This is a genomic window from Paracoccus aminovorans (assembly GCF_001546115.1).
Taxonomy (GTDB): domain Bacteria; phylum Pseudomonadota; class Alphaproteobacteria; order Rhodobacterales; family Rhodobacteraceae; genus Paracoccus; species Paracoccus aminovorans_B.
This window is the reverse complement of record NZ_KQ955208.1, coordinates 1004134-1028445: the sequence shown is the minus strand read 5'-3', so window position 1 is coordinate 1028445 and position 24312 is coordinate 1004134. Positions and strand designations below refer to the sequence as shown.

Sequence of the window (24312 nt, the reverse complement as noted above, 5' to 3'; positions counted from 1 at the left end):
ATTCGACGAGGGGAAGGCGGAATTTGCGGCGTTTCGGACATTTTGCTGTCGGGGTCGAGCAGGGCTCGGTCGAGATGTTCTCGGCCTTCGAAAGCGGCGGTCCGATGTGGACCGGGCACGGGCCGCGGCTCGAGGTGCAGCGCGTGGATTTCGATGAAGGCTTCGCCGAGCCGCCGGTGGTGCATGTCGCGCTCAGCATGTGGGACGTGGACCGCAACGCCAACCAGCGCGCCGATATCCAGGCGGTGCAGGTCACCACGCAGGGGTTCGAGCTGCAATTCCGCACCTGGGGCGATACCCGCGTCGCGCGGGTGCGGGCCAGCTGGCTGGCCATTGGCCCGGTGCGCCACGAGGACGATTTCGACGCCGGCTGAGCCGTGCGTGATGCGATGCCGCGACCAAGGCTGTGGCGGCGCATCCCGGCGTTGACGCCCACCATGGTTCCGTGATCTTGCGCCGCTCTGCCGCTCTGCCGCTCTGCCGCTCTGCCGCTCTGCCGCTCTGCCGCTCTGCCGCTCTGCCGCTCTGCCGCTCTGCCGCTCTGCCGCTCTGCCGCTCTGCCGCTCTACCGCTCTGCCGCTCTGCCGCTCTGCCGCTCTGCCGCTCTGCCGCTCTGCCGCTGAAGCGGGACATCCGTTTTGAAGTCTCGGGACAACAGGTTTGGCAGAAAATTTTTTCTGCCGATTTGATCTTCAGGATGCCGCTGCATCGTCATCGTCCGCCCCGAACTCCGCGATGATCTCGGTTGTGGCCCCGCCGCTTTCGAAGTTCCATTCGTGGTTAACACGAGTCGCGATCCATCGGCCATCCAAATCAAGGCTGACGCCCTCGACGACGATCGGGGCCTCGGCCCGCGCCAGCGGGTATCCGACCAGCAGAAGCCGCATGTCACCCTCGCCGGCCTTGATCTCCCGCACCGCGGCGTCGGCAGCGCGGCGGGCTTCGGCCTCGTCCTGATAGACCTCTCGAAGGTCTTTCGCGGCCCTTCGAGGCCGGTTGAAACATCGACGTTGCGTGTCAGGCCGGCCTGCCTGTCGCGCCACCGCGTCCTGACCGATCCGAACCGCCCGCGCGGGCGCGATCCGATCCGGTAGCCGTCCATGTCCACCAGCATGTCGGCCGTCACCTTGACCTCGGGCATGGATTGGCCGCTGACCGTCTTGCCCGAGTGCCGGGCAGTCACCAGGAGGCGCTGATCCTTGGGCGCGATCACCGTCCCCACGCGCTTGCCGATGCGGGTCAGCAGGTGCTGATCGCTCTCCTCGGTCTGTGCGATGTAGGGCAGTTTCACTGAAGCCAGGGCGCTGCTGATCTCGGCCTTCAGTCCGTGCTCCCCCGCGATGGCTTTCACGAGGTCGCCAAGCGTCTTGTCCTCCCAGGCGCGGGTCTTCGGCTCCTTCATGGCCTTGGCGTGGTCGGCCGCTTTCGCCGTGAGCGTCAGCCGGCGGGGCCAGCCGCTGCGCTCGACCTCCTCGACGGTGTAGGTTCCGAACTCGGTCAGTGCCGCGCCGTCATAGCCAAGGGCAATCGTCAGGAGCGCGCCTTGCCGTGGCCGCGCGATTTGCGGATCGGCATCGTCCAGGATGATGACCAGTTCGTCGCTCTCGAACCCGGCCTCATCGGAAATCGTTATGGACAGCACGCGCTCGGGTGCAAAGGGCGCACCATCAGCCGTGAGCCTGAAGGCGGGAAAGCGGCCATCAGTCATAGAGCTTCACCGGTCGGGTCGTTTCGGAGCTTGCCGCGATCACCGGCAGTTCGATGACCAGGCCCGGCCCCAGAGGCTGGGCGCGGCTGCGAGCCCCGGATTGGCCGCCAGGACGGCCTCTGTGGTGCCGATCTGGTGGCCGTAATAGCGCCAGGTGATCTGGTCGATCATCTCGCCGCCTGCGGTGGTGTAGGTCGCCATGGCGCTCCCTTCAGAATAGCTGGATGCCGGCCAGCGACAGACTGCTGGGCGAGCGAATCAGTTGCAGCTCGACTTCCATCTTCTGGAAGGTGCCGTTGGGCAGGACATGCGTTTTCTCGACCGCCAGAGACTGGATCAGGAAGAACCCGTAGAAACCGCCCGCACGCGAGATCAGCGGCAGGCGGGTCCCCTTGCGAATGGCGAGGCGCATGAGGTCGACCTGAAGCGGCCCGCCGGGCGACAGCACCTCCTTATAGATCACCGCGTTGATCGTCAGGGTGCGGTCGCCCGGGCCGAGGAATTGAGGCGTGGGCATGACCTTGGCCCGCTGCATCTGTTCGATCCGCGCGGTTTCGCGGTCAGTCATGCTTTCCAGCGGCACGAGGTCCAGGGAAAAGCGGAAGGGGCCGAGGGCCATCAGCATGGATCACTCCGGGATAGAGGCATCGGACAGAGCCTTGCGGACCTCACGCTCGGTCCGGGCGCCGATGTCGCGCGAGATCGCGCCTGCATCGCGCTTGATCTCCTAGCGAATGGTGACCGGTACGGTGACGGTGACCGTGTGCTCGCTCTTGTAGTCGTGGTTGATCGTCTCCTCGACCTTCACGGGCGCCGCGGTTGCGCCAGCGGTCGCGGCGCCGGCGCCGCCGGCGGCGGCGGGGCGCTGGATGTTGAAGCCGGGCACCAGTTCGGACGTGGGCCGGAAGGGTGATCACCGACGACAAATTCCCAGGCGCGCGGATCACAGGTGACGCGACGGGTGCCGCCGGAATGCTGGGGCACCAGAACGGCCAGCCAGTCGCAACGCGGATGCGGACGAACCATCCGCATCCAGCGTTGCAAGGTGGCCGAGGGCGTGCCCTTTTCCCGCGCGACCAGATCGCAGGCCGGCGCCAGTGCCATCTCTTCCATATGCCCGTCGACCAGGCGCACCAGTTCCAGGCGCTCCTGCGCGGTCTGCTTCTGCTTGTCGGTCGCTGCCCCATAGGCGTTCCAGAGCGTGTCGCGGCGCGTGTCATCCAGCGCTTCCGGCTGCGGCGGCGCGTTCACCTCTTCGACATAGGCCTGCCGGGATAGCTGGCGCTGGACGTGGATCGGCAGCAGCCGGATATGGTACTCGTTCCCACCGCCGCGCCCGTCGCGCTTGCGGCAATAGCGTTCGTCCGCGTCCCAGCGCCCGGCCTTGGCGAGGTCAAGCAGACCTCGGCGGCTGGCAGGCAGCCCCGGACCTTCAGGGCCAGCAGTTCGCTGATCGAATACCATTCCTGCATCACTCGCCGCCCTTCTCCTTGCGGACGGCGTCGATCAGGGTCAGGAAATCGTCCTGCCAGTGCTTGCGACCATGCGCCCAAAGGGCATGGATCTTGCGCATCCAGATCTCTTTGTCGGACTGGCTGGGCTTGGCCTTCGGGCGCCGGCCCTCGGCATGCTGGTCGGCATCCGAGACCTTGCCATGGCCTTCCTCGCGCATGATCCGCGCCAGCAGCGGGCGGCGGGCTTCGGGGTATTTCACCACTTCAGCAGCTGCGCCTGGTTGTTCGCCAGATCGGTTCCCGTGATCTCAGCCTGAAGCTCCGGCGTCACCCCCTTAGCGATCTGGATCGTGCGACTGATCGTGTCCTCGCTGCAATCCAGGGCCTCCGCCATTTCCAGCGTGAAGCGGTTCGAAATCAAATACGCATTGTTGCGGATTTGATCGCTCTTCCTGTCGCCGCCACGCTTCGCGACCGGGTTCCTGACCTCATAGATCGCCTTCTCGGTCGCCAGATGCAGCGCCCGGTCAAGGACGGTCAGGTCTTCGCGGACAAGGTTTTCCTGAACCTCAACCTGCCGCGCCTGTTCATCCGTAAGCTGCCGCACGAAGGCCGGAATGGTTTCGCGCTTCAGCTCCTCGAAAGCAGCCAGACGATGCCCGCCGCAGACCAGCAGGAAGCGCTTGCCGTCCTTGGACGGACGCACGGTGATCGGGTTCAGCAGCCCGACCTCTTCGATATTGTCGGCCAGCCGCATCACTCGCGCGGGGTTCCGAAAGCGGGCACGGACCTCGTCCGCCTCGATCATGTCCAGGCGGATTTCCTGGAAGGTGGCATTTGGGGAGATCAATTCGGTTCCCTCGAACTTCCGGTAGAGAAAATTGCGCCGGCCATTGATTGGCCGTGCGATGCTTCAGTCCAGCGGCCCCCAGCCGCCGAAGCCCAGGACGATGAACAGCCCGGCGGCCAGCGTGCCCCAGACCGCCGCCGCGCCCAGGGCGTCGGCCCAGCCGGTGCTTTCAAAGCGCATCCACGCCTGCGAGAAACGGCGCGCCAGGGCGATCACGACAGCACCCCGGCAATCACCATGGCGATAAGCGAGACGCCGGCGATGGCGAACGGGCCGACCCACCAGCCCGACGCAAGCCGAACGTGCTCGCGCGGGTCGGTGCAGATGCAGATCACGTTGAACAGCGCCCAGGCGCAGGCCGCTGCGAGCGATCCAGCAGCCAGGAAGAAAAGAGGGGGCATCATTCCGGGGCTCCGTATTGGGCGACGATCAGATCGTCGATTTCGCCGGTCAGAATGTTGCGGGCGGTGGTCAGGGCGCGCAGGTCGCCGATCTTGACCAGTTGCTCGGTCAGCAGCTCGGCGCGCTCGGCCGGCGGCAGTTCCGCCAGCAGGGCCGCGCCAGCTCGGCGGCATCATGGGCGGGGCGCGGCATCGCGGCTTTCCCAACATGGTGTTCGGAGGCCGATATGCAGAGGCCGAAGATTGCCTGACCGTCAATCTCCTTGACGGCGTATGCCTCATCAGCATCGATCCCCTTGAGCTTGACGTTGCGATTGCAGATCAGTCGCGCGACACGCCATGCCGCCCGAAAGCTCTCGCGGTCACAAAACCAGATCCGGCTCATGTGCTCGTCAATCACGTCGAAGCCGAATTCGCCGGCCGATGCACGCTCCTCGATCTCCTCGTCGGTCGCGGTACAGGCTTCGACCATGCCAATCCGAAAGTCGCGAGCCTCCTCCGGTCGGGGCCTATGCCGCAAGACGTTGGTCGAACCGAACTCGCGCTTAACGAAGGGGCTGACATTGCAGAGATACAGCTCGACATTAGGGAAGATCGACATCACGCGGCCCCCCGGAAGGTGGCAGCGTGGTCGCGCAGCCGGGCGCCATAGCCCGCCCGCGCCACTTCGGGCCCCGCGGCCTCGATCAGGCGGGCCAGCAATTCCTTGCCGCGCGCGCCCTTCATGATCCCGTACGTCGCGTTGCGCGCATTCGTGGGGGTGACTTTGTTTTCCGTGCACCAGCGCTCGCAACTGCCACCCGAGGCGCGGAACGCACCAAAGATGGCGTCGTGAAGCATGGCCCCCGGCTGGAAAGGGGCTGTCTTTTCTGACATGTTGCCTCCAATGAAAGATGCTGCCTTTTTCTCTTAGATCAATCATGGTGCAAGATCTTGAACCGGTCACCAGCAAGGTGCAAAATTCTGAACGTGGCGCGCGTTTGTTAGAGGAACGCAACCGTTTGGGGTTGACCCAACCGCAGCTGGCAGAGGTCGGCGGCGTGTCGAAGGGTTCGCAAATACTCTATGAAAAGGGCAGCGCGCCCACGGCCGACTATTTGTCAGCTATTGCAGGATTCGGCGCCGACGTAGCTTACATCCTCACGGGCGAACGATCGGCCCCGCCCGTCGATCGCAGCATGCTCGGCGTCCCGATGGCGGACTTCGTCCAGGTGCGGGCGTGGCCGAAAGGCCGGCACGATGCCCTCGAGGAGATCGGCGAGTTCGCCTTTCACAGTTCCTGGCTGCGCCGCTACACGACGTCGCCGGGCGAGTGCTACCTGTTCCGCACCTACGGCAATGAGATGGAGCCGACCATCCGCGCCGGGGCTATCGTCCTGATCGACCAGCAGCGCCGGGATCCGCGACCGGATGGCGTCTTCGCATTGCGCAGAGAGGACGGTGGCCTGAACCTGCGACGCCTGGAACCGGTCGATGGCAAGATCGTGGTGCGGGCAGACAATCCGGCCTATTCTCTGACCCTGCTGTCCGACCGCAAGCGCATCCTCGGCGAGGTGATCTGGCAGAGCATGGCCATGGTCGACCCTGTAGAGGGGCACAGCACATGGCGCTGAAGATCCGCATGGCAGCACCGAAATTCACTTCATTGTTCGGGGGCGCCTCGGCGCGGCGCTGACATCGCGGATCGCCCTTGTTTTGCTGGGTTTGCGCCCCTTCGATGGGCCTTTCGCCAAACAATGAAGTCACTTCATTGTTCGCGGCCCTCGGATCGGCCCTGCGGCAGCCCGATTTGAAAAGGACCCCCGTGGCGGAGGCCCAGCATTTGCAGGGTTTGGAGAGCTTCTCGAAAGCCTCGAAAGCGTCTTTCGAAGCCGCCCTTCAAATCGGCCAGGCCAGCGCGTCGCGACAACTTTTCGCACGACCCTTCAATCCTGTTGTCCCCGGCGCCCTTCCGGGCCAAGACCGACGAACCCACGCAACCCCTCGTGTTTGTGGTCTTTTTCGCCTGTCCCCGCCCTCAACCGGATATTCCCGCATTATTCAAAACTGATGTCCCGTAACACCCGCTCTCCCGCTCTCCCGCGAGGATGCGGGAAGCGCGTGCTGTGCGGAATGGCGAACAGGCAGCAGAGCTCCGCCAGCGCCCGCCAAGCCCGGGCGAGGTGCGAACCGAAGAGACATCCGCCATCGTCCCAGGCCGTTCGCGCCGCGTCGCAATCCCGACCCGGCCGGCTCAGGCGCGGTCGAGGTTCAGCCCGATCAGCTCGGCCAGTTGCTGCGGATGGGTGATCGGCAGCATGTGCCCGGCGCCCGGCACCCGGGCGCGGCCCACGTCCGGCAGCCGCGCCGCCAGCGCATCGGCGATGGCCGGGATCACCGGGGGCGAATCCGCGCCCATGACGATCAGCACCGGGGCGTCGATGGCCTCGAGCCCGCCTTCGCGCAGGATATTGGCGCTGTCGCTGCGCAGGGCTTCGTTGCTGGCCTGCACCAGCCGGATCTGCCGGACCAGCCGCGCCTTGGCGGTCGGGGTCTGGGCCTGCCAGTCGATACCGCCCCAGACCGAGAGGAAGGCGCGCGTCGCCTCGATCTCGTCGCCCTGGGCCAGCTGCGCGTCGATGCGGTCCAGCAGCGCGTCATGCGCCGCGTCGGGGGCGGCCGCGAACAGCACCGGCTCAACCAGCGTCAGGCTGCGCACCGCCTCGGGCGCGGCGACGGCGATGCGCAGGGCCACGGTCGCGCCCATGCTGTGGCCGATCAGGTCCAGCGGCCGCGTCACCAGCCCGGCCACCGCCCGGGTGACGGCGGTGTGGTAATCCGGCGGCCCGCCGTCCCAACCGGGGCTGAGGCCGTGGCCGGGCAGGTCGGGCGCGGTGACCTGGATGCGGTCGCGCAGCGCATGCGCGATCGGCCGCCAATAGGAGGCGTTGCCCATCATGCAATGCAGCGCCAGCGCCGGCCGCTCGGCTTGGCCCGGCCATTCCCGCAGATGCAGCCCGCTCACGGAAGGGCTCACAGGCTGGCCAGGTGCCGGTCCAGGAAGTCCAGCCGGTCCTGGCCCCAGAACCGCTGGCCGCTCTCGCGCACGACATAGAAGGGCACACCGAAGGCGCCGGCCTCGGCCGCCTGTTCCAGGTTGCGGCCATAGGTCTCGGCGCCCAGGAACAGCCCCTTGTCGGCCAGGTCCGGGTCGAAGCCCGAGGCCGAGAGCTTGGCGCGGATCACCGCGTCCTCGGCGATGTTCTCCCCATCCGCCCAGACCGCGCGCAGGAAACGCTGCACCAGCCCGCCCAGGTCGCCGCCGCCGGCCTCCTGCGCCGCGATGATCGCATAGGAGGAGGGCGCGGTATTGACCGGGAAGAAGGCCGGCTTGGGCGTCAGCGGCAGGTCCAGCCATTCGGCCCAGCGGGCCAGTTCCTGGTCGCGGTACTGCAGCCGGTTCGGATGGCGGTCGGCCGGGCGCACGCCGCCGGTGCGGTCGAAAAGCTGCCAGGCATCCAGCGGCTTGTAGGTGACCGAGGCGCCATGCCGGGCCGCGAGCTGCTCCAGCCGGTCGCCGGCCAGATAGCACCAAGGGCTCTGCGTGCTCAGGTAATAGTCGATATGCGCCATGGCGGGGCCTCCGGGGTTTGCGGGCAAGCTAGCCCGGTGCTAAGCGGGGTGCAATCACACGAATCCACCCTTACGGAGCCAGCCATGCCGGCCATGACCGAACCGAAGCTGATCGCGGGGAATGCGAACCGACCGCTGGCCAATGCCATCGCGCGGCGCATGTCGATGCATCGCGGGATGAATGTCGCCCCCATCGAAGCCCGCGTCGAGCGGTTCAACGACCAGGAGATCTTCGTCGAGGTCTATGAGAACGTCCGCGGCGAGGACATGTTCATCATCCAGCCGACCTCGAACCCGGCGAACGACAACCTGATGGAACTGCTGATCATGACCGACGCGCTGAAGCGTTCGTCGGCCGACAGGATCACCGCCGTCATCCCCTATTTCGGCTATGCCCGCCAGGACCGCCGCGCCAAGGCGCGCACGCCGATCAGCGCCAAGCTGGTCGCGAACCTGCTGACCGAGGCCGGCGTGGACCGCGTGCTGACGCTGGACCTGCATGCGGCGCAGATCCAGGGCTTCTTCGACATTCCGGTGGACAACCTCTATGCCGCGCCGGTCTTTGCGCTGGACGTGAAGCATCACTTCCGCGACCGGCTGTCGGACCTGATGGTGATCTCGCCCGACGTGGGCGGCGTGGCGCGGGCGCGCGAACTGGCGCAGCGCATCGGCGCGCCGCTGGCCATCGTGGACAAGCGCCGCGAGAAAGCCGGCGAAGTGGCCGAGATGACCGTGATCGGCGAGGTGACCGGCAAGACCTGCATCATCGTCGACGACATCTGCGACACCGCCGGCACGCTCTGCAAGGCGGCCGAGGTGCTGATGCAGCACGGCGCCGTCGAGGTCCACGCCTATATCACCCATGGCGTCTTGAGCGGCCCGGCGGTCGAGCGGGTGCAGAAATCGGTGATGAAATCGCTGGTCATCACCGATTCGATCGAGCCGACCGACAAGGTGAAATCCGCCTCGAACATCCGCATCGTGCCGACGGCGCCGATGTTCGCCCAGGCGATCCTGAACATCTGGAACGGCACCTCGGTCAGCTCGCTCTTCGAGATCGAGACCCTGGGGCCGATCTACGAAGGCCTCTATACCGGCGCCTGAGCAGGCCGTCGGTGCGATTACGGGCCCCGGCCGCAAGGTCCGGGGCCTTTTTCATGGGCTCACAGGAAGCGCGGGAACTCGATCTTGGGGCAGCGGTCCTCGATCACCGTCAGCCCGCGGGCGCGGGCCCGATTCGCCGCCTGCGGATGACTGATTCCCAGCTGCATCCAGACCGTGCGCAGGCGCGGCAGATGCGCCATGGCCTGCTCCACGACCCCCGGCACCGCCTCGGCCCGGCGGAAGATGTCGACCATGTCCACGCCCGCCTCGGGCGGAATCGAGGCCAGGTCGGGATAGACATGTTCGTCCAGCATCATGCTGCCGGCATGGCCGGGATTGACCGGAATCACGCGAAAACCCTGCGATTTCAAATAGCGCGCTACGCCCCAAGACGGTCTTGCCTCATTCGGAGACAGGCCGATGATGGCGATGCAGCGGGTCGAGCGGGCAATACGCGCGATGTCGTCATCGGCCGGCGATGAGCCGATGTCGCGAAGAATAGCCAGGTTCATCTGATCCTCCCCCAGATCTCAACTTAGAGTGGCACGTAAAAAGCGCCCGGTCCAGTGTTCTGGCCGGGCGCAAGTCGCGGAACGAGGGACAGTGATCTGAACAAGACCGTTCCGTGGTCAAGTTCCCTAAATAAATGGGAACCGTGGCCAAAAAGTTCCACCATGTTCACGAAAAAGTGAGGATCTCAGGGATTCATTCGGGCCCAGAAGGCCTTGGCGCGCATCAGCACCCGCTGCGGATCGGCCAGAAGCCGCTCGCGCGCGCGTTCCGAGCGCAGGAAATAGGTGCGCTGGCCGATCACCACGAAATAGCGCGGATTGCCGGGCTCGGAACGGCCCTCGGACAGGGCGACGACGCATAGCCCGCCCAGCCCCGGCGCATAGGCACCCGGATTCGCCTCGAAAAGATTGCGGTTCTGCTCGCTGGCGAAATGCCAGGCCTTGCCGCGCCACAGCGTCACCAGGTCGCTGCGCCCCGGCACCGCCGCATTGTCGGTGCCATAGGACACCGGGTCCATGCCGTCCAATGCCCAATTCTGCGCCAATGCCGGCGAAATGGGCGGAAGAAGCAGGAGGCTGGTCAGCAGGGCGCGAATCATCATGGGCACGGGCGATGGGAAGATGCCTAGGATCTGGCAAATCGCCCGGCGATTCTCAACCGAGGCGGCGATTTTCTAGCGCCAATGTGATCCCGATGCCCCGCGCCGTGCTCAGCCGCGTGAGACCGCGTAAAGCGCCACCGCCGCCGCGTTCGAGACATTGAGCGAGCCGAAATCCGCCGCGAAGGGGATGCGGGCGATGCGGTCGCAGGTCTCGCGCGTACGGTCGCGCAAACCGGGGCCCTCGGCGCCCAGGACCAGACACAGCGGCCGGCCCGAGACCTGCGCCAGGGCGTCGGGCAGGACCTCCTCGCCGGTGCCGTCGAGGCCGATCACCACATAGCCCATGCCCTGCAATTCGATCAGCGCATCGGCCAGGTTGGTGACGCGCAGATAGGGCTGGCGCTCCAGTGCGCCCGAGGCGGTCTTGGCCAGCGCCCCGGTCTCGGGGGCGCTGTGGCGGGCGGGGGCGATGACGGCGCGGGCGCCGAAGACCTCGGCCGAGCGCAGAATGGCGCCGACGTTATGCGGGTCGGTGACGCGGTCCAGCGCCACCAGCAGCGGCTTGCCAGGCCCCGACAGCGCCAGGTCGGCCAGGCCTCCCCATTTCAGCGGCTTCACCTCCAGCGCCGCGCCCTGGTGCACGCTTTCGGGCGGCAGCGGCACATGGCGGTCGAAGGTGCGGGCGTCGGTGATCTCGGGTTCGATGCCGGGGGGCAGGGCGCCCAGCCGGTCCAGCGCGTTCTGGGTCACCACCAGCCGCAGCCTTTCCCGCGCCGGATTGGCCAGCGCATCGCGCACCGCATGCAGGCCGAACAGCCAGACGGTTTCCGCCGCCGCGGCGCGGCGCGCGCGTTCCTTGTCGATGACCCAGGTGGGTTTCTTGGTTTTCTGCGGTTTCTCGGCCATGGCGCACCTATCCTTGGGCTTCTGGTAGCGCAGAAATCGCCGGGGATTGCAAGTTTCGCGGCGGGGTGTGGGCGGCGCGGATTTTTCCGGCGCTGACCGCTTGACGCCCGTGGCGCGGGCGGCTAATCACCGCTCCACACGCCGGAAGCGTTCGGCGGGCGACGTGCTGCAAGGTGCGGCAGCGGACTGTAACTCCGCCGGGGAGACCCATGCCTGGTTCGATTCCAGGGTCGCCCACCACTTCTTCTGAAAACTGAACGAAATCAACGAAGTGGTGTCCCGCATTCGTGCAATGCGGTAACATGCAAATCAATAGGTTATGACGCAGGTGTCCCGCAGTTTTGCGGCTTGACCTCTTGCCGCCGTCCGCACCCTGGAGGGCATTGCCGAACCCGATGATGAGACGGGGTACACAGAGGACGGGGTCTGCCGTGAACCCGGAACGGGGTCCGCTGCGGACCCGGTACCCCGTCCACAGCGGACCCCAAACCATCCTGAAACCATCCATAAACCACCTTCGCGCGCGCGTGCACGCGAGGCGGCGGCGGAATCTCTGGAGATATTGAAGGCCTATCCCGCCGACCGATGCCGCAATGAAGCGGCCTGCCTGCACCACGTCGAGGCTGCCATGCAGGAGGTCGGGCAAGTGCTATGCGCTGGAGACCGCAGGCTATACGCGCTCAAAGGTCTGCTTCTCGGATAACTGGTTCAGGGTGGGCCGCTGGCGCGATTACATCGGGGACGAGCCGGAACCGCCTCAGAAACCGACCCCGGCGCATGCGGCAAAAACTGCCGACTGGATCAAATCCCGTCACCCCCTGTGCCGGATTCTGAGCGTTGGACAGGTCCGCATGGCGCTGGACCTGGAGCTGGTTTCCCGCAGCGAAGTGCGCGCCGCAGGCTTCAGCGAAGGATTGCGTTATGTCTGAGCGTGGCTCTGTTGCACAAATCGGCTTAAGGCCGAGGTTCCCCTTTCCCCGGACGGACTTATCCCACAGCTTCCGTGACGGGTATTCCGAGCGCGGTGTAGCCGTTCAGGACGGCGATGCGGACCTGGAGTTCGGCGACCTGTCGGTCGAAGTCCCGTGCCATGAGCCGCTGGCCCAGCAACTTGATACAATGCATCTTTGTCTCGACGCGGCTTCGGCGGTGGTATCCACACCATCGTCGCCAGAGCGCGCGGCCCAGGTATTTCGCCGCGCGCAGGGCCTCATTTCGGGCCACGGCTCCGGCGGTGATCGTCTTCCAGGGCTTCGCGTTCTTGCGGGGCGGGATGACGGCATGGGCACCGCGATCTGCAATCGCATCGTGGCATTTGCGCGTGTCGTAGGCGCCATCAGCCGTAACGCTACCGATTTCCTGGTCCTGCGGGATTTGGTCGAGAAGGTGGGGTAGGATGGGCGCATCACCGATGTGGCTCCCGGTGACTTCGACGGCCCGGATCTCCAACGTTTCTTCATCGATCCCAAGGTGGAGCTTGCGCCAGACGCGCCGTTTCGGGCCGCCATGCTTGCGTGCGTGCCACTCGCCTTCACCTTCGACCTTGATCCCGGTGCTGTCGACCAGCAGGTGCAACGGCCCCTTGGAGCCGCGGTAGGGGATGTTCACGGCCAAGGTCTTCTGGCGGCGAGATAGCGTGCTGAAGTCGGGCACCGTCCAGTTCAGGCCGACCAGCCGTAGCAGGCTCTCGACGAACCCGGTCGTCTGCCGGAGCGCCATGCCGAACAGCACTTTCATCGAGAGGCACGTCTGGATAGCGGCATCGCTGTAGGTCTGCTGGCGGCCACGCCTGCCTGTCGGCGCGGCATCCCAGCTCATCTCGGGGTCAAACCAGATCGTCAGCGAGCCCCGGCGCTTGAGTGCTTCATTGTAGGCTGGCCAGTTCCTGGTCTTGTAGGTCGGGGGTATGGGTCTGCTCATGCATCCCAGCTACCACCCTGGATTCGCGAGATGAATCCCTCACGCGATTTGTGCAACAGAGCCACTCTTATGCCTCGTTAACAACATGCTGATTTTTATGGTGACCCCGGCAGGACTTGAACCTGCAACCTGCCCCTTAGGAGGGGGCTGCTCTATCCAGTTGAGCCACGGGGCCGCCGCCGCCTCTTTTGCCCGCAGATCTCGGAAATGGCAAGGTTGCCGTCATGCGCCGGACGCGATAACGGTAACATGATTGCGTTCCGGTAGTTGTCATGAATACGAAAAGACCCCGCCGCCCCCTGACCCTGCGCGACGTTTCGGAAGCCTCGGGCGTGTCCGAGATGACCGTCAGCCGCGTGCTGCGCAACCGCGGCGACGTCTCGGCCGCGACGCGCGAGAAGGTGCTGACCGCCGCCCGCACCCTGGGCTATGTCCCGAACAAGATCGCCGGCGGGCTGGCCAGCCAGCGGGTGAACCTGGTCGCGGTCATCATCCCCTCGCTGTCGAACATGGTGTTCCCCGACGTCCTGGGCGGGATCTCGGCCGAGCTCGACGATACCGGGCTGCAGCCGGTGGTGGGGGTGACGAACTACAGCCCCTCGCGCGAGGATACGGTGCTTTACGACATGCTGAGTTGGCGGCCCTCAGGGGTGATCCTGGCCGGGCTCGAGCATAGCAAGGCGGCGCGGGCGATGCTGGACAATGCCGGCCTGCCGGTGGTTGAGATCATGGACGTGGACGGCGATCCTATCGACACCGCGGTCGGCATCAGCCATCGCCGCGCCGGGGCCGAGATGGCCGAGGAGATCCTCGCCGCCGGCTATCGCCGCATCGGCTTCATCGGCACGCATATGCCCGAGGATCACCGCGCCCGCAAACGCCTGGCCGGCTTCGAGGCCCGGCTGGCCGAGGAGGGCCTGCAGCTGGCGGCGCGGGAATATTACCAGGGCGGCTCGTCACTGCACAAGGGCCGCGAGCTGACCGAGCGCATCCTGGCGCGGGAACCCGACCTGGATTTCCTGTATTTCTCCAATGACATGATCGGGGCCGGCGGGCTTCTGTGGTGCATGGAGAAGGGCTATGACATCCCGGGAAAGCTGGGGCTCGCGGGTTTCAACGGTGTCGAGCTGCTGGACGGTCTGCCGATGCGGCTCACCACAACCGACGCCCGGCGCATCGACATCGGCCGGCGCGCGGCGCGCATCGTCGCGGGCAAGGAGCCGGCGCCCGAGAGCGGCATCGTCGCCCTGGCGCCGACGATCATGCCGGGCGAGACCATCCGCAAACGCTGAGGCTGCTGCTCGCGCGCGGCGTTGCCGGAGTATTTGAAAAACGGTGAAACCGGCGCCGGTTTGGGCGCCCGCGCGATGTGCTGCGCCTTCACCGTTTCCCAAATACTCATGCGACAGCGACGGTTGCGCTGCCGCATGGGTATTTGAGGAGCAAAGAAGCCCAGGGCGCGAAACGTCCCTGCCTCGCCTCAGTCGAAGCTGGGGAAGAACAGCTCGCCCGGGGACAGGGTAAAGATCTCGGCCCCGCTGGCGGTGACGCCGATGGAATGCTCGAACTGGGCCGAGAGCGACTTGTCGCGGGTGACCGCTGTCCAGTCGTCGGCCAGGATCTTGGTCTCGGGGCGGCCCAGGTTCACCATCGGCTCGATGGTGAAGAACATGCCCTCTTCCAGCACCGGGCCCTTGCCGGGGCGGCCGAAGTGCAAAACGTTCGGCGGCGCGTGGAAGGTGCGGCCAAGGCCGTGGCCGCAGAAGTCGCGCACCACCGACATGCGGTTCGCCTCGACATAGCTCTGGATCGCCCAGCCGATGTCGCCGAAGGTGGCGCCGGGGCGGACCGCCTCGATGCCCTTCATCAGGCTGTCATGGGTGACCTGGATCAGGCGCTTGGCCTTTACGCTGGGTTTGCCCGCGACATACATGCGCGAGCTGTCGCCATACCAGCCGTCCAGGATCACCGTCACGTCGATGTTGAGGATGTCGCCGTCGGCCAGGATCTTGTCGCCGGGGATGCCATGGCAGACGACATGGTTCACGCTGATGCAGCTGGCGTGCTGGTAGCCGCGATAGCCGATGGTGGCGCTGATCGTGCCAAGCTCGGTCACGCGGTTGCGGATGAAATCGTCCAGCGCCCCGGTGGTGGTGCCGGGTTGGACCAGCGGGCCGACCTCGTCGAGGATCTGCGCCGCGATCCGGCCCGCCGCGCGCATGCCGGCAAAGTCCTGCGGGTCGTGGATGCGGATCCCCTCGCGGGTCTGGCGTGCGTCGTTCATGGCGTCCTCGTGTTCCTGTCCCCCACAGATAGTCCCATGGCGCCACTTGTTCCAGCCCCGTGCGCGGACCTATACATTGGCCGACAGCCGAAAACGCGAGGAGCGCCGATGCAATCCGACAATCCCACCGCCGCCATCCTGGTCATCGGGGACGAGATCCTGTCCGGCCGCACGCGCGAGGGCAATGCCCATTACCTGTCGCAGGTCTTGAACAGCATCGGCCTCGACTTGCGCGAGGTGCGCATCGTCGGCGACGACCACGACCAGATCGTGGCCTCGATCCGGGCGCTGGACAAGGCGTTGGGCGGGGCCTGGGACATGCTCTTCACCAGTGGCGGCATCGGCCCGACGCATGACGACATCACCGCAGACGCGGTGGCCGACGCTTTTGGCGTCGGCATCGAGATCAACGAGGAAGCGCGCCGCGTCATGGTCGAGCGCTGGGAGGCGCGCGGCGTCGAGGTCACCGGCAACCGGCTGCGCATGGCCCGCATCCCGCTGGGCGCAGCGCTGATCCCCAACGCCCATTCCGCCGCGCCCGGCTTCCACATCGGCAATACCTATGTCATGGCCGGCGTGCCCGACGTGTTCCGCGCCATGGTCGAGGCCATCGTGGACGGGCTGCCGACCGGCCGGCCCTCGGTCAGCGAGGCGCTGGAGGTGCTGCGGCCGGAATCCGACGTGGCCGACGGGCTGCGCGAGGTGGCCGAGTCCTTTCCGGACCTGTCGCTGGGCTCCTATCCGTTCCAGCGCGGCCAGCGTTACGGCACCAGCCTGGTGATCCGCGGGCTGGACGGCAAGCGCGTCACCGATGCCATGACCGCGCTGCGCGAAAGGCTCGCGCTGTGATCGCCGACGCCGAGATCGCCCGCGTCTTCGAGACGAGTTGGCCCGCCGCCGAATATGCCGAGGCCGGCGGCTTTCGCGTCGGGCGCGGCCAGGGCGGCGGCGGCCGGGTCAGCTCGGCCCGGGCGCTGGGACCGGTTTGGGACGCGCCCGCCATCGCCGAAATCGCCGATATCCAGCGCGGCTGGGGCGAGCGGCCGCTGTTTCGCGTCGCCGACGGCGACGCGGCGCTGGAGCAGGCCTTAGCGGCCGAGGGCTTTCGCCACGGCAGCCCCACCGCGGTCATGGCCGCCGATTGCGCCATGCTGGCCCGGGCGGCGCGGCCGCGGCTGAGTTCCTTCGACATCTGGCCGCCGCTGGCGATCCAGGCCGACATCTGGGCCGCCGGTGCCATCCCGGAAAGCCGGCAGGCGGCGATGCGGCGCGTCACCCTGCCTCATACCGCGCTGCTGGGCCGGGTGCAGGACCGCGCCGCCGGCGCCGCCTTCGTGGCAGTGGACGGGCCGGTCGGCATGATCCATGCCATCGAGGTGGTGCCGGCGCTGCGCCGCCAGGGCGTCGCGGGCTGGCTGATCGGGCGGGCGGCGGAATGGGCGCAGGCGCAGGGCGCGACCCGGCTGGCCCTGGCGGTCAGCCGTGCGAACACCGCCGCCTGCGCGCTTTACGACCGGCTGGGTTTCGCCGAACTCGGCGGCTACGGCTATTGGAGCCGGGACTGAACCCTCAGCCCGCCACCGCGGCGGCGAGCCGGCGCAGCTCCTTCTTGACCAGTTCCAGCTCGGCCCGCATCAGGGTCAGCTCGGCGCGCAGGTCGTCGTCCAGCAATTCGCCGGCGATCAGCGTCAGGCTGCCCAGGCGTTGCGCGCCAGGCTGCGGGGCCTCGCCCTCGGCGCCCTGATCCTCGACCAGCAGGAAGCTCTGCACCCCGTCCGACAGCCGCTCGGGCGGGATAGCGGCGGCGATGCGCCAGCCCCCGCCCGGCTCCTCGGTGGCATGGGCCTCGGCCAGGCGGCTGCCCATATGCACCAGCACCAGCCGTCCGGGAGCCGCGTCGCGGCGCAGCACGCCCTGCCAGATGCCGCTGCGCAGGCCCAGGGATTCGAAGTCGCTCATCTTGCTTCCTTGCATCACAGCTCTGCCCGCAGGTGGCGCGACAGGAACAGCTCGCGGATCTGGACCGCGTTCATGCGCGGCTGCTCGAAGATCAGGTCGAGCCAGATCTTTTCCAGCCGCTTCTCGTTCATCTGGGTATAGGCCAGGTCGAATTCGGTCACCTGCTGGCTGGGCTGACCGGGCTGGAAGCCCTGCAGCGCCAGGGTCATCTCGTCGATGTTCGGGCCATGGCCGATGTTGAGCCGGGCATAGACGTTGATCGCGCGCTCGGCCAGGATGCCGGTTTCCAGCCGCAGCACATGGCTGCGAGTCAGGCCGGAGAGCGCGCTGGTCGGCAGGTCGATCGACAGCGACAGGAAGCTGCCGGAAAAGCCGAAGACCTCGAGCCTTATGCCGAAGGGCGACAGGTCGGTCGCGGCGGCATTGCCGACCTGCTCCAGGATCAGCGCCCGCTCGGCGCAATCGTGCCACAGCGCCGCGCCCTCACCCAGCATGCCGCCCGGCTCGGGGCCGGCGACGCCGCGGGGCGAGATCTGCCCGGCCATGAAGGCGGGACGCCAGCGCCAGTCGGTGCCGCCCGGCAGGTGCAGCGCATCCAGCGCCGCGCGCGAGCGCGCCGCACGCCGGTCGGCGCGGATCAGGAAACGGTCGAGGCTGGCGCGCAGGCCAAGCGCCTCGTCGCGCAGGTTGCGCAGCCGGCTCGGGCCCAGGCCCTCGGCCTGGTCGGCCAGCGCCGTCCATTGCCGCAGGGCACCCTCGCGGGTTTTCCGTTCGATCCACTTGCGAGGACGCATCGCCATGCCGTGTCCCTGTTGCCCGCCTGCGCCCCTTGGCGCCGCAGGAACTGGATAGGGCCGGACCGCGGCGGGGGCAAGGTCGGCTGCGGACGAAACACGCAGCGGTTGCGGATCAGCCCGCCACCGCGTCCAGCCGCGCCGCCATGACCAGGTCGTTCATGGTCACGCCGCCCGCCGAATGGGTCGAGAAGCTGACGCGGGCAAAGCCCCAGCCGAAGGCGATGTCGGGGTGGTGATTGGCCGCCTCGGCCTGCCAGGCGGCCAGGTTGGCAAGCTGCGCCGCCGCCTTGAACGACTTGAAGCGCCATTCACGGCGAATCGAGCGCCCGTCCTCGGCCAGCACCCAGCCGGGCAGGCCGGCCAGCGCCGCGCGCAGCTCTGGCTCAGGCAGCGCCGGGGCGCCGTCGACGATCTTTCCCTCGGCCAGTCCGGTCATGGCATCCTCCTCACAGGATCGGCGCGGCCAGCGCCAAAAGGTTGTTGCGCAGCCGCCGACGCAGCGACCAAGCGCGGATCTCGGCCAGCGTGATCGGCGTGGCGCGGGCGATATAGCTTTCCTGGCGCTCGTCCAGCACCCCGGTCACCTCGGGGCCGATCAGCAGCATGTTCATCTCATAATTCAGCTGGAAGCTGCGGCGATCCATGTTGGCGCTGCCGATCATCGCCATCTCGCCGTCGGCGGTGATGATCTTGGCATGCAGAAGCCCGCCCCGGAACAGCATCAGCTTCACCCCGGCCGACACCAGGCCGTAATAGAACCCCTCGGAGGTGGCCTGCACCACCAGCGAGTCGTTGATCGCCGGCACGATCATGGTCACGTCCACCCCGCGCCGCGCCGCCGTGCGGATCGCCGAATCAAGCGAGGCGTCGGGCACGTAATAAGGCGTGGTGATGACCAGCCGCTCGCGCGCGGCATAGATCATCGTCGCCATGCAATCCGACAGCGAGCCCTGGCGGTCGTCCGGCCCGGTCGCCACCACCTGGCCGATCACGCCCGGCGCCATCACCGGCGGCACCATGCGCAGCATGTCGCCCAGGTCCTCGCCGGTGTAGCTCATCCAGTCCTGCAGGAAGACCGCCTGCATCTGGCGCACGACCGGCCCCTCGATGCGCAGGAACACGTCGATCCAGGGCGCGAATCGCGGCTTGATGGCAAAGGCCCTGTCCGAGCAGTTGCGGCTGCCGGTAAAGCCCAGCAGGTGGTCGATGACCACGATCTTGCGGTGGTTGCGCAGGTCCATGCGCTGGAACAGCGCGCCAAGCAGCGGCAGGCCCATGGGCAGCGCCTCGACGCATTCGCAGCCGGCCGCCCGCATCGCCGCCCAGGCCTCGGACCGGCCGAAGGCGCGCGAGCCGAAGGCGTCGATCACCGCGCGCACCTTGACGCCGCGCCCGGCGGCGCGGATCGCCGCCTCGGCCACCGAACGGCCGGCGGCATCGTCAAGCCAGATATAGAACAGCATGTGCAGATGCTCGCGCGCGCCGTCGATGGCCGCGACCAGATCGGCGATGGCGCTGTCGTCCTCGGCCAGCAGCGTGGCGCGGTTGCCGGCCACGGCGCCGAAGCCGGTGGTGGCGCGATTCGCCGCGATCACCGGCGCGGCGAATTTCGGCGGCTGGCGCACCGCCTCGGGGCTGGGCTGCCACAGGCCCGACAGGCGCGAGCGCACGCTGGCCATGGTCTCGACCTCGGCGCCGCGCAGGCGGATCTCGCCGAACAGGATATAGGCGATGATGCCGACCAGGGGCACCAGCTCGATCACCAGGATCCAGCTGAGGCGCACCGTCGGCTCCAGCCGGGGGCGCAGAAGCACCCGCACCGACACCGCCAGCGCGACTGCGTAATGAAGAAACACGGCGATCTGCGTCCACATGCGGCGCATGAAACCCCGGCCCGCGCGGAATTGCAATTCCGCCCGGTTTTGCCTAAGTCAGCCCCAGACCGCAGCACCAAGGGGGCCGCCGATGAACTGGATCACCAATTATGTGCGTCCGCGCATCAATTCGCTGTTCTCGCGCCGCGAAGTGCCCGAGAACCTTTGGACCAAATGCCCGGAATGCGGCACCATGCTGTTTCACCGCGAACTGGCCGACAACCTGAACGTCTGCACCAATTGCGACCACCACCTGGCGATCAGCCCGCGCGCGCGCTTCGCCGCGCTGTTCGACGGCGGCGTCTTCGTCGAGGTCAAGGTCCCCGAGCCCATCGCCGACCCGCTGCAATTCCGCGACCAGAAGAAATACCCCGAGCGCATGAAGGCCGCGCAGAAATCCACCGGCGAGAAAGAGGCGATGCTGGTCGCCGAGGGCGAGATGGGCCGCACCCCGATCGTCGCCGCCGCGCAGGACTTCTCCTTCATGGGCGGTTCGATGGGCATGTATGTCGGCAATGCCATCATCGCCGCCGCCGAACGCGCGGTGAAGCTGAAGCGGCCGCTGGTGCTGTTCTCGGCCGCCGGCGGGGCGCGCATGCAGGAAGGCATCCTGTCGCTGATGCAGATGCCGCGCACCACCGTCGCGGTCGAGATGCTGAAAGAGGCCAGGCTGCCCTATGTCGTGGTGCTGACCCATCCCACGACCGGCGGCGTCACCGCCAGCTATGCCATGTTGGGCGACATCCAGATCGCCGAGCCGAACGCGCTGATCTGCTTCGCCGGCCCGCGCGTGATCGAGCAGACCATCCGCGAGAAGCTGCCCGAGGGCTTCCAGCGCGCCGAATACCTGCTGGAACACGGCATGCTGGACCGGGTGACGCATCGCAAGAAGCTGCGCGAGGAGCTGATCTCGATCCTGCGCATGCTGGGCGGCCTGCCGGCGCCGGTGGTGGGCGACCTGCCCGCCCCGGGCCATATCGCGACCGCGCATGCCGAAAGGCCCGCCCCCGCCGCGACACCGGCCTGAGCGCGGCGCCATGACCGGTTCGGACGCCATTCTCGCGCGGCTGATGCAGCTGCACCCCAAGGTCATCGACCTGTCGCTGGACCGGATGCACCGCATCCTGGAAGCGCTGGGCAACCCGGAACGCCGCATCCCGCCGGCGATCCACATCGCCGGCACCAATGGCAAGGGCTCGACCCAGGCCATGATCCGCGCCGGGCTGGAATCGGCAGGCCTGCGCGTCCACGCCTATACCTCGCCGCATCTGGCGCAGTTCCACGAACGCATCCGCCTGGCGGGCGAGCTGATCCCCGAGGCCGAACTGGCAGCGGTGCTCGAGGAATGCGAGGCCGCGAACGCCGGCGCGCCGATCACCTTCTTCGAGATCACCACCGCTGCGGCCTTCCTGGCCTTCTCGCGCACGCCCGCCGACTATACGCTGCTGGAAGTCGGCCTCGGCGGCCGGCTGGACGCGACCAATGTGATCGACAGCCCGGCCCTGACCGTCATCACGCCCATCAGCATCGACCACACGCAATACCTGGGCGAGATGCTGGAGCTGATCGCCGGCGAAAAGGCCGGCATCCTCAAGCGCCGCGTGCCCTGCATCGTCGCGCCGCAGGAACCCGCCGCCCGCGCCGTGATCGAGCAGAAGGCCGAGCGGCTTTTCGCGCCGCTGCGCATCGCCCGCCAGGACTGGGACAGCCGGCGCGAGGGCGATGCGCTGATCTACCAGGACGACCACGGGCTGATGGACCTGCCGCTGCCGGCGCTGCCGGGGCCGCACCAGATCCAGAACGCCGGCACCGCCATTGCCGCGCTGCGCGAACTCGGCTTCGGCCGAATCGAGGCCCGCGCCGCGGTGACCGAGACGGAATGGCCGGCCCGCATGCAGCGCCTGGCGCACGGCCCGCTGGTCGATGCGGCCGGGGCTTGCGAGCTCTGGCTCGACGGCGGCCACAACCCCGCCGGCGGCGAGGCGGTGGCGGCGACGCTTTCGGCCATGGCGAAGAAGCCCACGCATCTGGTCTGCGGCATGCTGAACACCAAGGACGTGGCCGGCTACATGCGCCCGTTGGCCGGCGTCGCGCAAAGCCTGACCGCCGTGGCGATCCCGGGCGAGCCGAACACCCTGCCGGCCGAGGAAACCGCCGCCGCCGCGCACTCCGTCGGCCTCTCGGCCTGCACCGCCGCCGATGCGCTTACCGCGGTGCGCGACCTCGCCGCCGCCCACCCCGGCGCGCGCATTCTGATCTGCGGCTCGCTCTATCTCGCGGGCCAGGTGCTGCGCGAAAACGGCTGACGGCGCGCTTTCACCGTTTTCCCGATACCCCTGCGACCGCGCCCCGCGCGCGGCGGCTGGGCTCCGCCCTGCGGGCTCCCCGTGAAGCGGGGTCTGATGGAAAGTCCTGGGCGACAGAATCGGCAGAAAATGCCCTGGTATTCCCGCGCCGCGACTTTGCCGCTGGCCCATGCCGGCCCAGTCGGTCCGCGCTCGGATACCCTCGTCGCGCAGCTCGGCCGCGCGCACGATTGCGATCTCTGCCAAGCCCTTTCGTCGCGCTTTGAAAGGCAATCGCAGGGCAACTCGCGGGCGCTTGATTTCGGCGGATACTGGCGCATATTTCCCCATGAGGGCGAGCCAGCATCACTGGGCATGGTCCCATGACGGGATTGCGTCCGTCCGCCCTCATCTTCATCGCAGCTGCAGCCAGCGTGCACCCTGCAACGCATCGGTTGCAGGCCGGATTGATTTCAGGAAGACGAACTTGCCGTTCAGCGATTTCTGCAGCGCAGCGGTCCAGCCTGCCCTCGGCGTCGTGGATTAAAGCTCATGTCGGCGGCAGCCGCCCTTCCTTCATATCCTTGAACATGGCGCCACGCTCGAGCATCCGCTGCGACAGCATGCAACGCTCGGGCCGAAATCCAGCTGTTCGATGCGGTCGGCTGGTTCGTCCGGCGTAGGGCTCGATGACGGGCACGGGATTTCTGGACTCAAGTGCGCCTTCACTATGAAGGGAAAGCACTGGACGCCCGAGGCCGGGCGGAATGGGAGATCCGCCCATCCTATGGCACGCGCACCGCCGCCATGCGCCAGGAGCTGGACGCGGTTCCGGCCGAAGCCGAGGGTGCGGCGCCGACCCGGGCGCAGATCGAAAACCGCATGGAAATCGCATCCTGTTCCTGCGCTGGACCTGCGGCGGCGATTTCCGAAACCTGCCCCAAGAGCCGCCGCGAGGCGCCGCGAAGGTATGGTGCAACCACAGATTGAAGTCGGTCCTGGCAAGCTCAACCGCTGCGCCGCAGTCATGCCAGCGAGGACTTCGCGCGGTCGGGCGACGCGACCGGCATCCTGATCGCTTCGCAAGAGCCGGCCCTGACGCGGCGGATCCAGCTGGTGGTCGAGCTGCGCAACGTGCCGTTCGATCAGCAGCGCGGCATCCTGTTCTGTGTCTTCGACCGCGTGCCGCGGCCGATGCGCGCCGCCCCGGATATATCAGGGAATGGCGCATACCTCGCCGAGAGAAGCCGGCTCCCCGTCGCGGAGGGCCGGTAGTCGCAGGGTCTTGGAACGTTCACGAAAGCCTCGCAAGGACTTCACAAAGCCGCTCTTCAGATCGGCCAAATCGGCGCGCGATGGCTTTCGCGCGACCCTTCGATCCTGTTGTCCCCGCCGCTCTTCCTGGCCGCGGCTGAGAAACCCTCGCAATCGTGGGATTTTCCGCCTGTCCCGCCCTCAACCGGATATCCCGCAGCCTTCAAATCAGATGTCCCGTAACGCCGGGGTATTTTCAGAACGAAGAAACCGTGCCAGGGGGGAAAGGCGCATCTACTTTGTTGCAGAAATACCCCGGGGGCGGGCCGAAGGGCAGGGTCATCAAAGACTCCGATCCACGGTGTCGATCGGATGGGGATATCCTGGACGCCACCAAATTTATACCGAACGCGGCGGTCTTCGGTGGCAGCGGCACGCGAAACTACATTCTGGACGTGTCTAGCGTGGTGGTCGGACACACAACGCCCTCCCGCAGATTTGCGCCGCCACCGGCCACATGTTGCAATCGGCCACGCGCATTCTGGAGAAATTCCGGCCATGACCCCGGCGCTATCCAAGGCGGCGATCTGGCATTGAGAACAGCCTTGCAAACCGGCTGCAAACCACCGTATCCCCCAGCCAGGAGGCGCTCTAATTGCTTAGCATCTTCAATGGGATAAATGGCGGACCCGGAGCGATTCGAACGCCCGACCCCCAGATTCGTAGTCTGGTGCTCTATCCAGCTGAGCTACGGGTCCGCTGTGAGGCGGTTATCTAGAGATAGCTCCGG

30 protein-coding genes and 3 tRNA genes are annotated in these 24312 nt (G+C 67.0%); 11 read left to right on the top strand and 22 right to left on the bottom strand.

What is annotated here, in order from left to right; translation table 11 throughout:
- The first annotated feature begins 23 nt into the window (after positions 1 to 23).
- Positions 24 to 374: an H-type lectin domain-containing protein gene (locus tag ASV56_RS05380; protein ID WP_062561097.1), complete on the top strand. Its 351-nt coding sequence runs from the start codon at positions 24 to 26 to the stop codon at positions 372 to 374.
- A gap of 191 nt (positions 375 to 565) precedes the next feature.
- On the opposite strand, the gene ASV56_RS05375 is transcribed toward ASV56_RS05380, so the two are convergent.
- The 9 genes from ASV56_RS05375 to ASV56_RS05340 all read right to left on the bottom strand — a co-directional run bounded on the left by ASV56_RS05375 (position 566) and on the right by ASV56_RS05340 (position 5253).
- Entirely contained in the window at positions 566 to 1708 is a 1143-nt protein-coding gene (locus ASV56_RS05375; protein ID WP_062561096.1) for a contractile injection system protein, VgrG/Pvc8 family, read from the bottom strand.
- A gap of 39 nt (positions 1709 to 1747) precedes the next feature.
- Positions 1748 to 1909, bottom strand: coding sequence for a tail protein X (locus ASV56_RS22580; protein ID WP_082724739.1), 162 nt, complete (start codon positions 1907 to 1909; stop codon positions 1748 to 1750).
- 10 nt (positions 1910 to 1919) lie between these two features.
- Positions 1920 to 2333, bottom strand: coding sequence for a phage tail protein (locus ASV56_RS05370; RefSeq protein ID WP_062561095.1), 414 nt, complete (start codon positions 2331 to 2333; stop codon positions 1920 to 1922).
- A 179-nt stretch (positions 2334 to 2512) separates the two neighbouring features.
- A complete protein-coding gene (locus ASV56_RS05365) occupies positions 2513 to 3172 on the bottom strand; it encodes a DNA-binding protein (protein ID WP_062561094.1) in 660 nt (219 codons plus the stop codon).
- A 7-nt stretch (positions 3173 to 3179) separates the two neighbouring features.
- Positions 3180 to 3422: a hypothetical protein gene (locus ASV56_RS05360; RefSeq protein WP_156429083.1), complete on the bottom strand. Its 243-nt coding sequence runs from the start codon at positions 3420 to 3422 to the stop codon at positions 3180 to 3182.
- Positions 3419 to 4012, bottom strand: coding sequence for a ParB/RepB/Spo0J family partition protein (locus ASV56_RS05355; protein WP_062561092.1), 594 nt, complete (start codon positions 4010 to 4012; stop codon positions 3419 to 3421). Before ASV56_RS05355 ends, ASV56_RS05360 begins: the two co-directional genes overlap by 4 nt.
- A 212-nt stretch (positions 4013 to 4224) precedes the next feature.
- Positions 4225 to 4416 carry a hypothetical protein gene (locus ASV56_RS05350; RefSeq protein WP_062561091.1) on the bottom strand — a complete coding sequence of 64 codons (192 nt, stop codon included), beginning with the start codon at positions 4414 to 4416 and terminating at the stop codon, positions 4225 to 4227.
- Positions 4417 to 4522: 106 nt separating this feature from the next.
- Positions 4523 to 5014, bottom strand: coding sequence for a hypothetical protein (locus tag ASV56_RS05345; RefSeq protein ID WP_156429081.1), 492 nt, complete (start codon positions 5012 to 5014; stop codon positions 4523 to 4525).
- Positions 5014 to 5253, bottom strand: a complete 240-nt coding sequence (locus tag ASV56_RS05340) for a hypothetical protein (protein WP_253879876.1) — start codon at positions 5251 to 5253, stop codon at positions 5014 to 5016. The genes ASV56_RS05345 and ASV56_RS05340 overlap by 1 nt, the downstream gene beginning before the upstream one ends.
- A gap of 53 nt (positions 5254 to 5306) precedes the next feature.
- Here ASV56_RS05340 and ASV56_RS05335 point away from each other — a divergent pair, with 53 nt between their 5' ends.
- Positions 5307 to 6026, top strand: a complete 720-nt coding sequence (locus ASV56_RS05335; RefSeq protein ID WP_156429080.1) for an XRE family transcriptional regulator — start codon at positions 5307 to 5309, stop codon at positions 6024 to 6026.
- Positions 6027 to 6646: 620 nt separating this feature from the next.
- Here the strand turns inward: ASV56_RS05335 and ASV56_RS05330 are convergent.
- Complete coding sequence (locus ASV56_RS05330; RefSeq protein WP_062561087.1) at positions 6647 to 7417, bottom strand: alpha/beta fold hydrolase; 771 nt, start codon at positions 7415 to 7417, stop codon at positions 6647 to 6649.
- Between the two features lie 8 nt (positions 7418 to 7425).
- Complete coding sequence (locus ASV56_RS05325) at positions 7426 to 8025, bottom strand: 2-hydroxychromene-2-carboxylate isomerase (RefSeq protein WP_062561086.1); 600 nt, start codon at positions 8023 to 8025, stop codon at positions 7426 to 7428.
- A gap of 84 nt (positions 8026 to 8109) precedes the next feature.
- Here ASV56_RS05325 and ASV56_RS05320 point away from each other — a divergent pair, with 84 nt between their 5' ends.
- A complete protein-coding gene (locus ASV56_RS05320) occupies positions 8110 to 9129 on the top strand; it encodes a ribose-phosphate pyrophosphokinase (RefSeq protein WP_062561085.1) in 1020 nt (339 codons plus the stop codon).
- A gap of 59 nt (positions 9130 to 9188) precedes the next feature.
- On the opposite strand, the gene ASV56_RS05315 is transcribed toward ASV56_RS05320, so the two are convergent.
- The 3 genes from ASV56_RS05315 to rlmB all read right to left on the bottom strand — a co-directional run bounded on the left by ASV56_RS05315 (position 9189) and on the right by rlmB (position 11149).
- Positions 9189 to 9641 carry a CoA-binding protein gene (locus ASV56_RS05315; RefSeq protein WP_062561084.1) on the bottom strand — a complete coding sequence of 151 codons (453 nt, stop codon included), beginning with the start codon at positions 9639 to 9641 and terminating at the stop codon, positions 9189 to 9191.
- Positions 9642 to 9826: 185 nt separating this feature from the next.
- On the bottom strand, positions 9827 to 10168 hold the full coding sequence (locus tag ASV56_RS05310) for a YHS domain-containing (seleno)protein (protein WP_301336092.1): 342 nt from the start codon (positions 10166 to 10168) through the stop codon (positions 9827 to 9829).
- A gap of 183 nt (positions 10169 to 10351) precedes the next feature.
- Positions 10352 to 11149, bottom strand: coding sequence for a 23S rRNA (guanosine(2251)-2'-O)-methyltransferase RlmB (gene rlmB / locus ASV56_RS05305; RefSeq protein ID WP_062561083.1), 798 nt, complete (start codon positions 11147 to 11149; stop codon positions 10352 to 10354).
- Positions 11150 to 11305: 156 nt separating this feature from the next.
- Here rlmB and ASV56_RS05300 point away from each other — a divergent pair.
- Positions 11306 to 11389: transfer RNA gene (locus tag ASV56_RS05300), tRNA-Tyr, on the top strand.
- Positions 11390 to 11742: 353 nt separating this feature from the next.
- A complete protein-coding gene (locus ASV56_RS24350) occupies positions 11743 to 12078 on the top strand; it encodes a hypothetical protein (protein WP_253879873.1) in 336 nt (111 codons plus the stop codon).
- Between the two features lie 58 nt (positions 12079 to 12136).
- Here the strand turns inward: ASV56_RS24350 and ASV56_RS05295 are convergent, their stop codons facing one another.
- Both ASV56_RS05295 and ASV56_RS05290 read right to left on the bottom strand, forming a co-directional pair.
- Positions 12137 to 13069, bottom strand: coding sequence for an IS5 family transposase (locus ASV56_RS05295; RefSeq protein ID WP_062560474.1), 933 nt, complete (start codon positions 13067 to 13069; stop codon positions 12137 to 12139).
- Positions 13070 to 13167: 98 nt separating this feature from the next.
- A tRNA-Arg gene (locus ASV56_RS05290) sits at positions 13168 to 13244 on the bottom strand.
- Positions 13245 to 13341: 97 nt separating this feature from the next.
- Here ASV56_RS05290 and ASV56_RS05285 point away from each other — a divergent pair.
- A complete protein-coding gene (locus ASV56_RS05285) occupies positions 13342 to 14361 on the top strand; it encodes a LacI family DNA-binding transcriptional regulator (protein WP_062561082.1) in 1020 nt (339 codons plus the stop codon).
- 188 nt (positions 14362 to 14549) lie between these two features.
- On the opposite strand, the gene map is transcribed toward ASV56_RS05285, so the two are convergent.
- Positions 14550 to 15353, bottom strand: coding sequence for a type I methionyl aminopeptidase (map, locus tag ASV56_RS05280; RefSeq protein WP_062561081.1), 804 nt, complete (start codon positions 15351 to 15353; stop codon positions 14550 to 14552).
- A 108-nt stretch (positions 15354 to 15461) separates the two neighbouring features.
- Here map and ASV56_RS05275 point away from each other — a divergent pair, with 108 nt between their 5' ends.
- The gene (locus tag ASV56_RS05275) at positions 15462 to 16202 is read left to right on the top strand and encodes a competence/damage-inducible protein A (RefSeq protein ID WP_062561080.1); all 741 of its coding nucleotides are present in this window, start codon (positions 15462 to 15464) and stop codon (positions 16200 to 16202) included.
- On the top strand, positions 16199 to 16918 hold the full coding sequence (locus ASV56_RS05270) for a GNAT family N-acetyltransferase (RefSeq protein ID WP_062561079.1): 720 nt from the start codon (positions 16199 to 16201) through the stop codon (positions 16916 to 16918). The genes ASV56_RS05275 and ASV56_RS05270 overlap by 4 nt, the downstream gene beginning before the upstream one ends.
- A 4-nt stretch (positions 16919 to 16922) precedes the next feature.
- Here ASV56_RS05270 and ASV56_RS05265 read toward each other — a convergent pair whose 3' ends face one another.
- The 4 genes from ASV56_RS05265 to cls all read right to left on the bottom strand — a co-directional run bounded on the left by ASV56_RS05265 (position 16923) and on the right by cls (position 19992).
- Entirely contained in the window at positions 16923 to 17312 is a 390-nt protein-coding gene (locus ASV56_RS05265; protein ID WP_062561078.1) for a hypothetical protein, read from the bottom strand.
- Positions 17313 to 17326: 14 nt separating this feature from the next.
- Entirely contained in the window at positions 17327 to 18112 is a 786-nt protein-coding gene (locus ASV56_RS05260; protein ID WP_062561077.1) for a DUF6478 family protein, read from the bottom strand.
- A gap of 109 nt (positions 18113 to 18221) precedes the next feature.
- Complete coding sequence (locus ASV56_RS05255) at positions 18222 to 18545, bottom strand: 4a-hydroxytetrahydrobiopterin dehydratase (RefSeq protein ID WP_062561076.1); 324 nt, start codon at positions 18543 to 18545, stop codon at positions 18222 to 18224.
- Between the two features lie 10 nt (positions 18546 to 18555).
- Positions 18556 to 19992, bottom strand: a complete 1437-nt coding sequence (gene cls, locus ASV56_RS05250) for a cardiolipin synthase (RefSeq protein ID WP_253879871.1) — start codon at positions 19990 to 19992, stop codon at positions 18556 to 18558.
- A gap of 82 nt (positions 19993 to 20074) precedes the next feature.
- Here cls and accD point away from each other — a divergent pair, with 82 nt between their 5' ends.
- From accD to ASV56_RS23450, 3 genes are all read left to right on the top strand, one after another.
- On the top strand, positions 20075 to 21010 hold the full coding sequence (gene accD, locus ASV56_RS05245; RefSeq protein ID WP_062561075.1) for an acetyl-CoA carboxylase, carboxyltransferase subunit beta: 936 nt from the start codon (positions 20075 to 20077) through the stop codon (positions 21008 to 21010).
- A gap of 10 nt (positions 21011 to 21020) precedes the next feature.
- The gene (locus ASV56_RS05240) at positions 21021 to 22289 is read left to right on the top strand and encodes a bifunctional folylpolyglutamate synthase/dihydrofolate synthase (RefSeq protein WP_062561074.1); all 1269 of its coding nucleotides are present in this window, start codon (positions 21021 to 21023) and stop codon (positions 22287 to 22289) included.
- A 1095-nt stretch (positions 22290 to 23384) separates the two neighbouring features.
- Positions 23385 to 23543: a hypothetical protein gene (locus ASV56_RS23450; protein WP_156429079.1), complete on the top strand. Its 159-nt coding sequence runs from the start codon at positions 23385 to 23387 to the stop codon at positions 23541 to 23543.
- A gap of 660 nt (positions 23544 to 24203) precedes the next feature.
- Here ASV56_RS23450 and ASV56_RS05235 read toward each other — a convergent pair.
- Positions 24204 to 24280, bottom strand: a tRNA-Arg gene (locus ASV56_RS05235).
- Positions 24281 to 24312 lie beyond the last annotated feature (32 nt).

Bases quoted from the DNA above. Each gene is read 5' to 3' on its own strand.
- ASV56_RS05375 (WP_062561096.1), bottom strand. From the start codon at position 1,708: ATGACTGATGGCCGCTTTCCCGCCTTCAGGCTCACGGCTGATGGTGCG.
- rlmB (WP_062561083.1), bottom strand. From the start codon at position 11,149: ATGGCCGAGAAACCGCAGAAAACCAAGAAACCCACCTGGGTCATCGAC.
- ASV56_RS22580 (WP_082724739.1), bottom strand. From the start codon at position 1,909: ATGGCGACCTACACCACCGCAGGCGGCGAGATGATCGACCAGATCACC.
- ASV56_RS05350 (WP_062561091.1), bottom strand. From the start codon at position 4,416: ATGATGCCCCCTCTTTTCTTCCTGGCTGCTGGATCGCTCGCAGCGGCC.
- ASV56_RS05260 (WP_062561077.1), bottom strand. From the start codon at position 18,112: ATGGCGATGCGTCCTCGCAAGTGGATCGAACGGAAAACCCGCGAGGGT.
- map (WP_062561081.1), bottom strand. From the start codon at position 15,353: ATGAACGACGCACGCCAGACCCGCGAGGGGATCCGCATCCACGACCCG.
- ASV56_RS24350 (WP_253879873.1), top strand. From the start codon at position 11,743: ATGAAGCGGCCTGCCTGCACCACGTCGAGGCTGCCATGCAGGAGGTCG.
- ASV56_RS05340 (WP_253879876.1), bottom strand. From the start codon at position 5,253: ATGCTTCACGACGCCATCTTTGGTGCGTTCCGCGCCTCGGGTGGCAGT.
- ASV56_RS05345 (WP_156429081.1), bottom strand. From the start codon at position 5,014: ATGTCGATCTTCCCTAATGTCGAGCTGTATCTCTGCAATGTCAGCCCC.
- ASV56_RS05365 (WP_062561094.1), bottom strand. From the start codon at position 3,172: ATGGTATTCGATCAGCGAACTGCTGGCCCTGAAGGTCCGGGGCTGCCT.
- ASV56_RS05320 (WP_062561085.1), top strand. From the start codon at position 8,110: ATGCCGGCCATGACCGAACCGAAGCTGATCGCGGGGAATGCGAACCGA.
- accD (WP_062561075.1), top strand. From the start codon at position 20,075: ATGAACTGGATCACCAATTATGTGCGTCCGCGCATCAATTCGCTGTTC.
- ASV56_RS05285 (WP_062561082.1), top strand. From the start codon at position 13,342: ATGAATACGAAAAGACCCCGCCGCCCCCTGACCCTGCGCGACGTTTCG.
- cls (WP_253879871.1), bottom strand. From the start codon at position 19,992: ATGCGCCGCATGTGGACGCAGATCGCCGTGTTTCTTCATTACGCAGTC.
- ASV56_RS05370 (WP_062561095.1), bottom strand. From the start codon at position 2,333: ATGCTGATGGCCCTCGGCCCCTTCCGCTTTTCCCTGGACCTCGTGCCG.
- ASV56_RS05335 (WP_156429080.1), top strand. From the start codon at position 5,307: ATGCTGCCTTTTTCTCTTAGATCAATCATGGTGCAAGATCTTGAACCG.
- ASV56_RS05265 (WP_062561078.1), bottom strand. From the start codon at position 17,312: ATGAGCGACTTCGAATCCCTGGGCCTGCGCAGCGGCATCTGGCAGGGC.
- ASV56_RS05295 (WP_062560474.1), bottom strand. From the start codon at position 13,069: ATGAGCAGACCCATACCCCCGACCTACAAGACCAGGAACTGGCCAGCC.
- ASV56_RS05325 (WP_062561086.1), bottom strand. From the start codon at position 8,025: ATGGCGCATATCGACTATTACCTGAGCACGCAGAGCCCTTGGTGCTAT.
- ASV56_RS05240 (WP_062561074.1), top strand. From the start codon at position 21,021: ATGACCGGTTCGGACGCCATTCTCGCGCGGCTGATGCAGCTGCACCCC.
- ASV56_RS05255 (WP_062561076.1), bottom strand. From the start codon at position 18,545: ATGACCGGACTGGCCGAGGGAAAGATCGTCGACGGCGCCCCGGCGCTG.
- ASV56_RS05315 (WP_062561084.1), bottom strand. From the start codon at position 9,641: ATGAACCTGGCTATTCTTCGCGACATCGGCTCATCGCCGGCCGATGAC.
- ASV56_RS05275 (WP_062561080.1), top strand. From the start codon at position 15,462: ATGCAATCCGACAATCCCACCGCCGCCATCCTGGTCATCGGGGACGAG.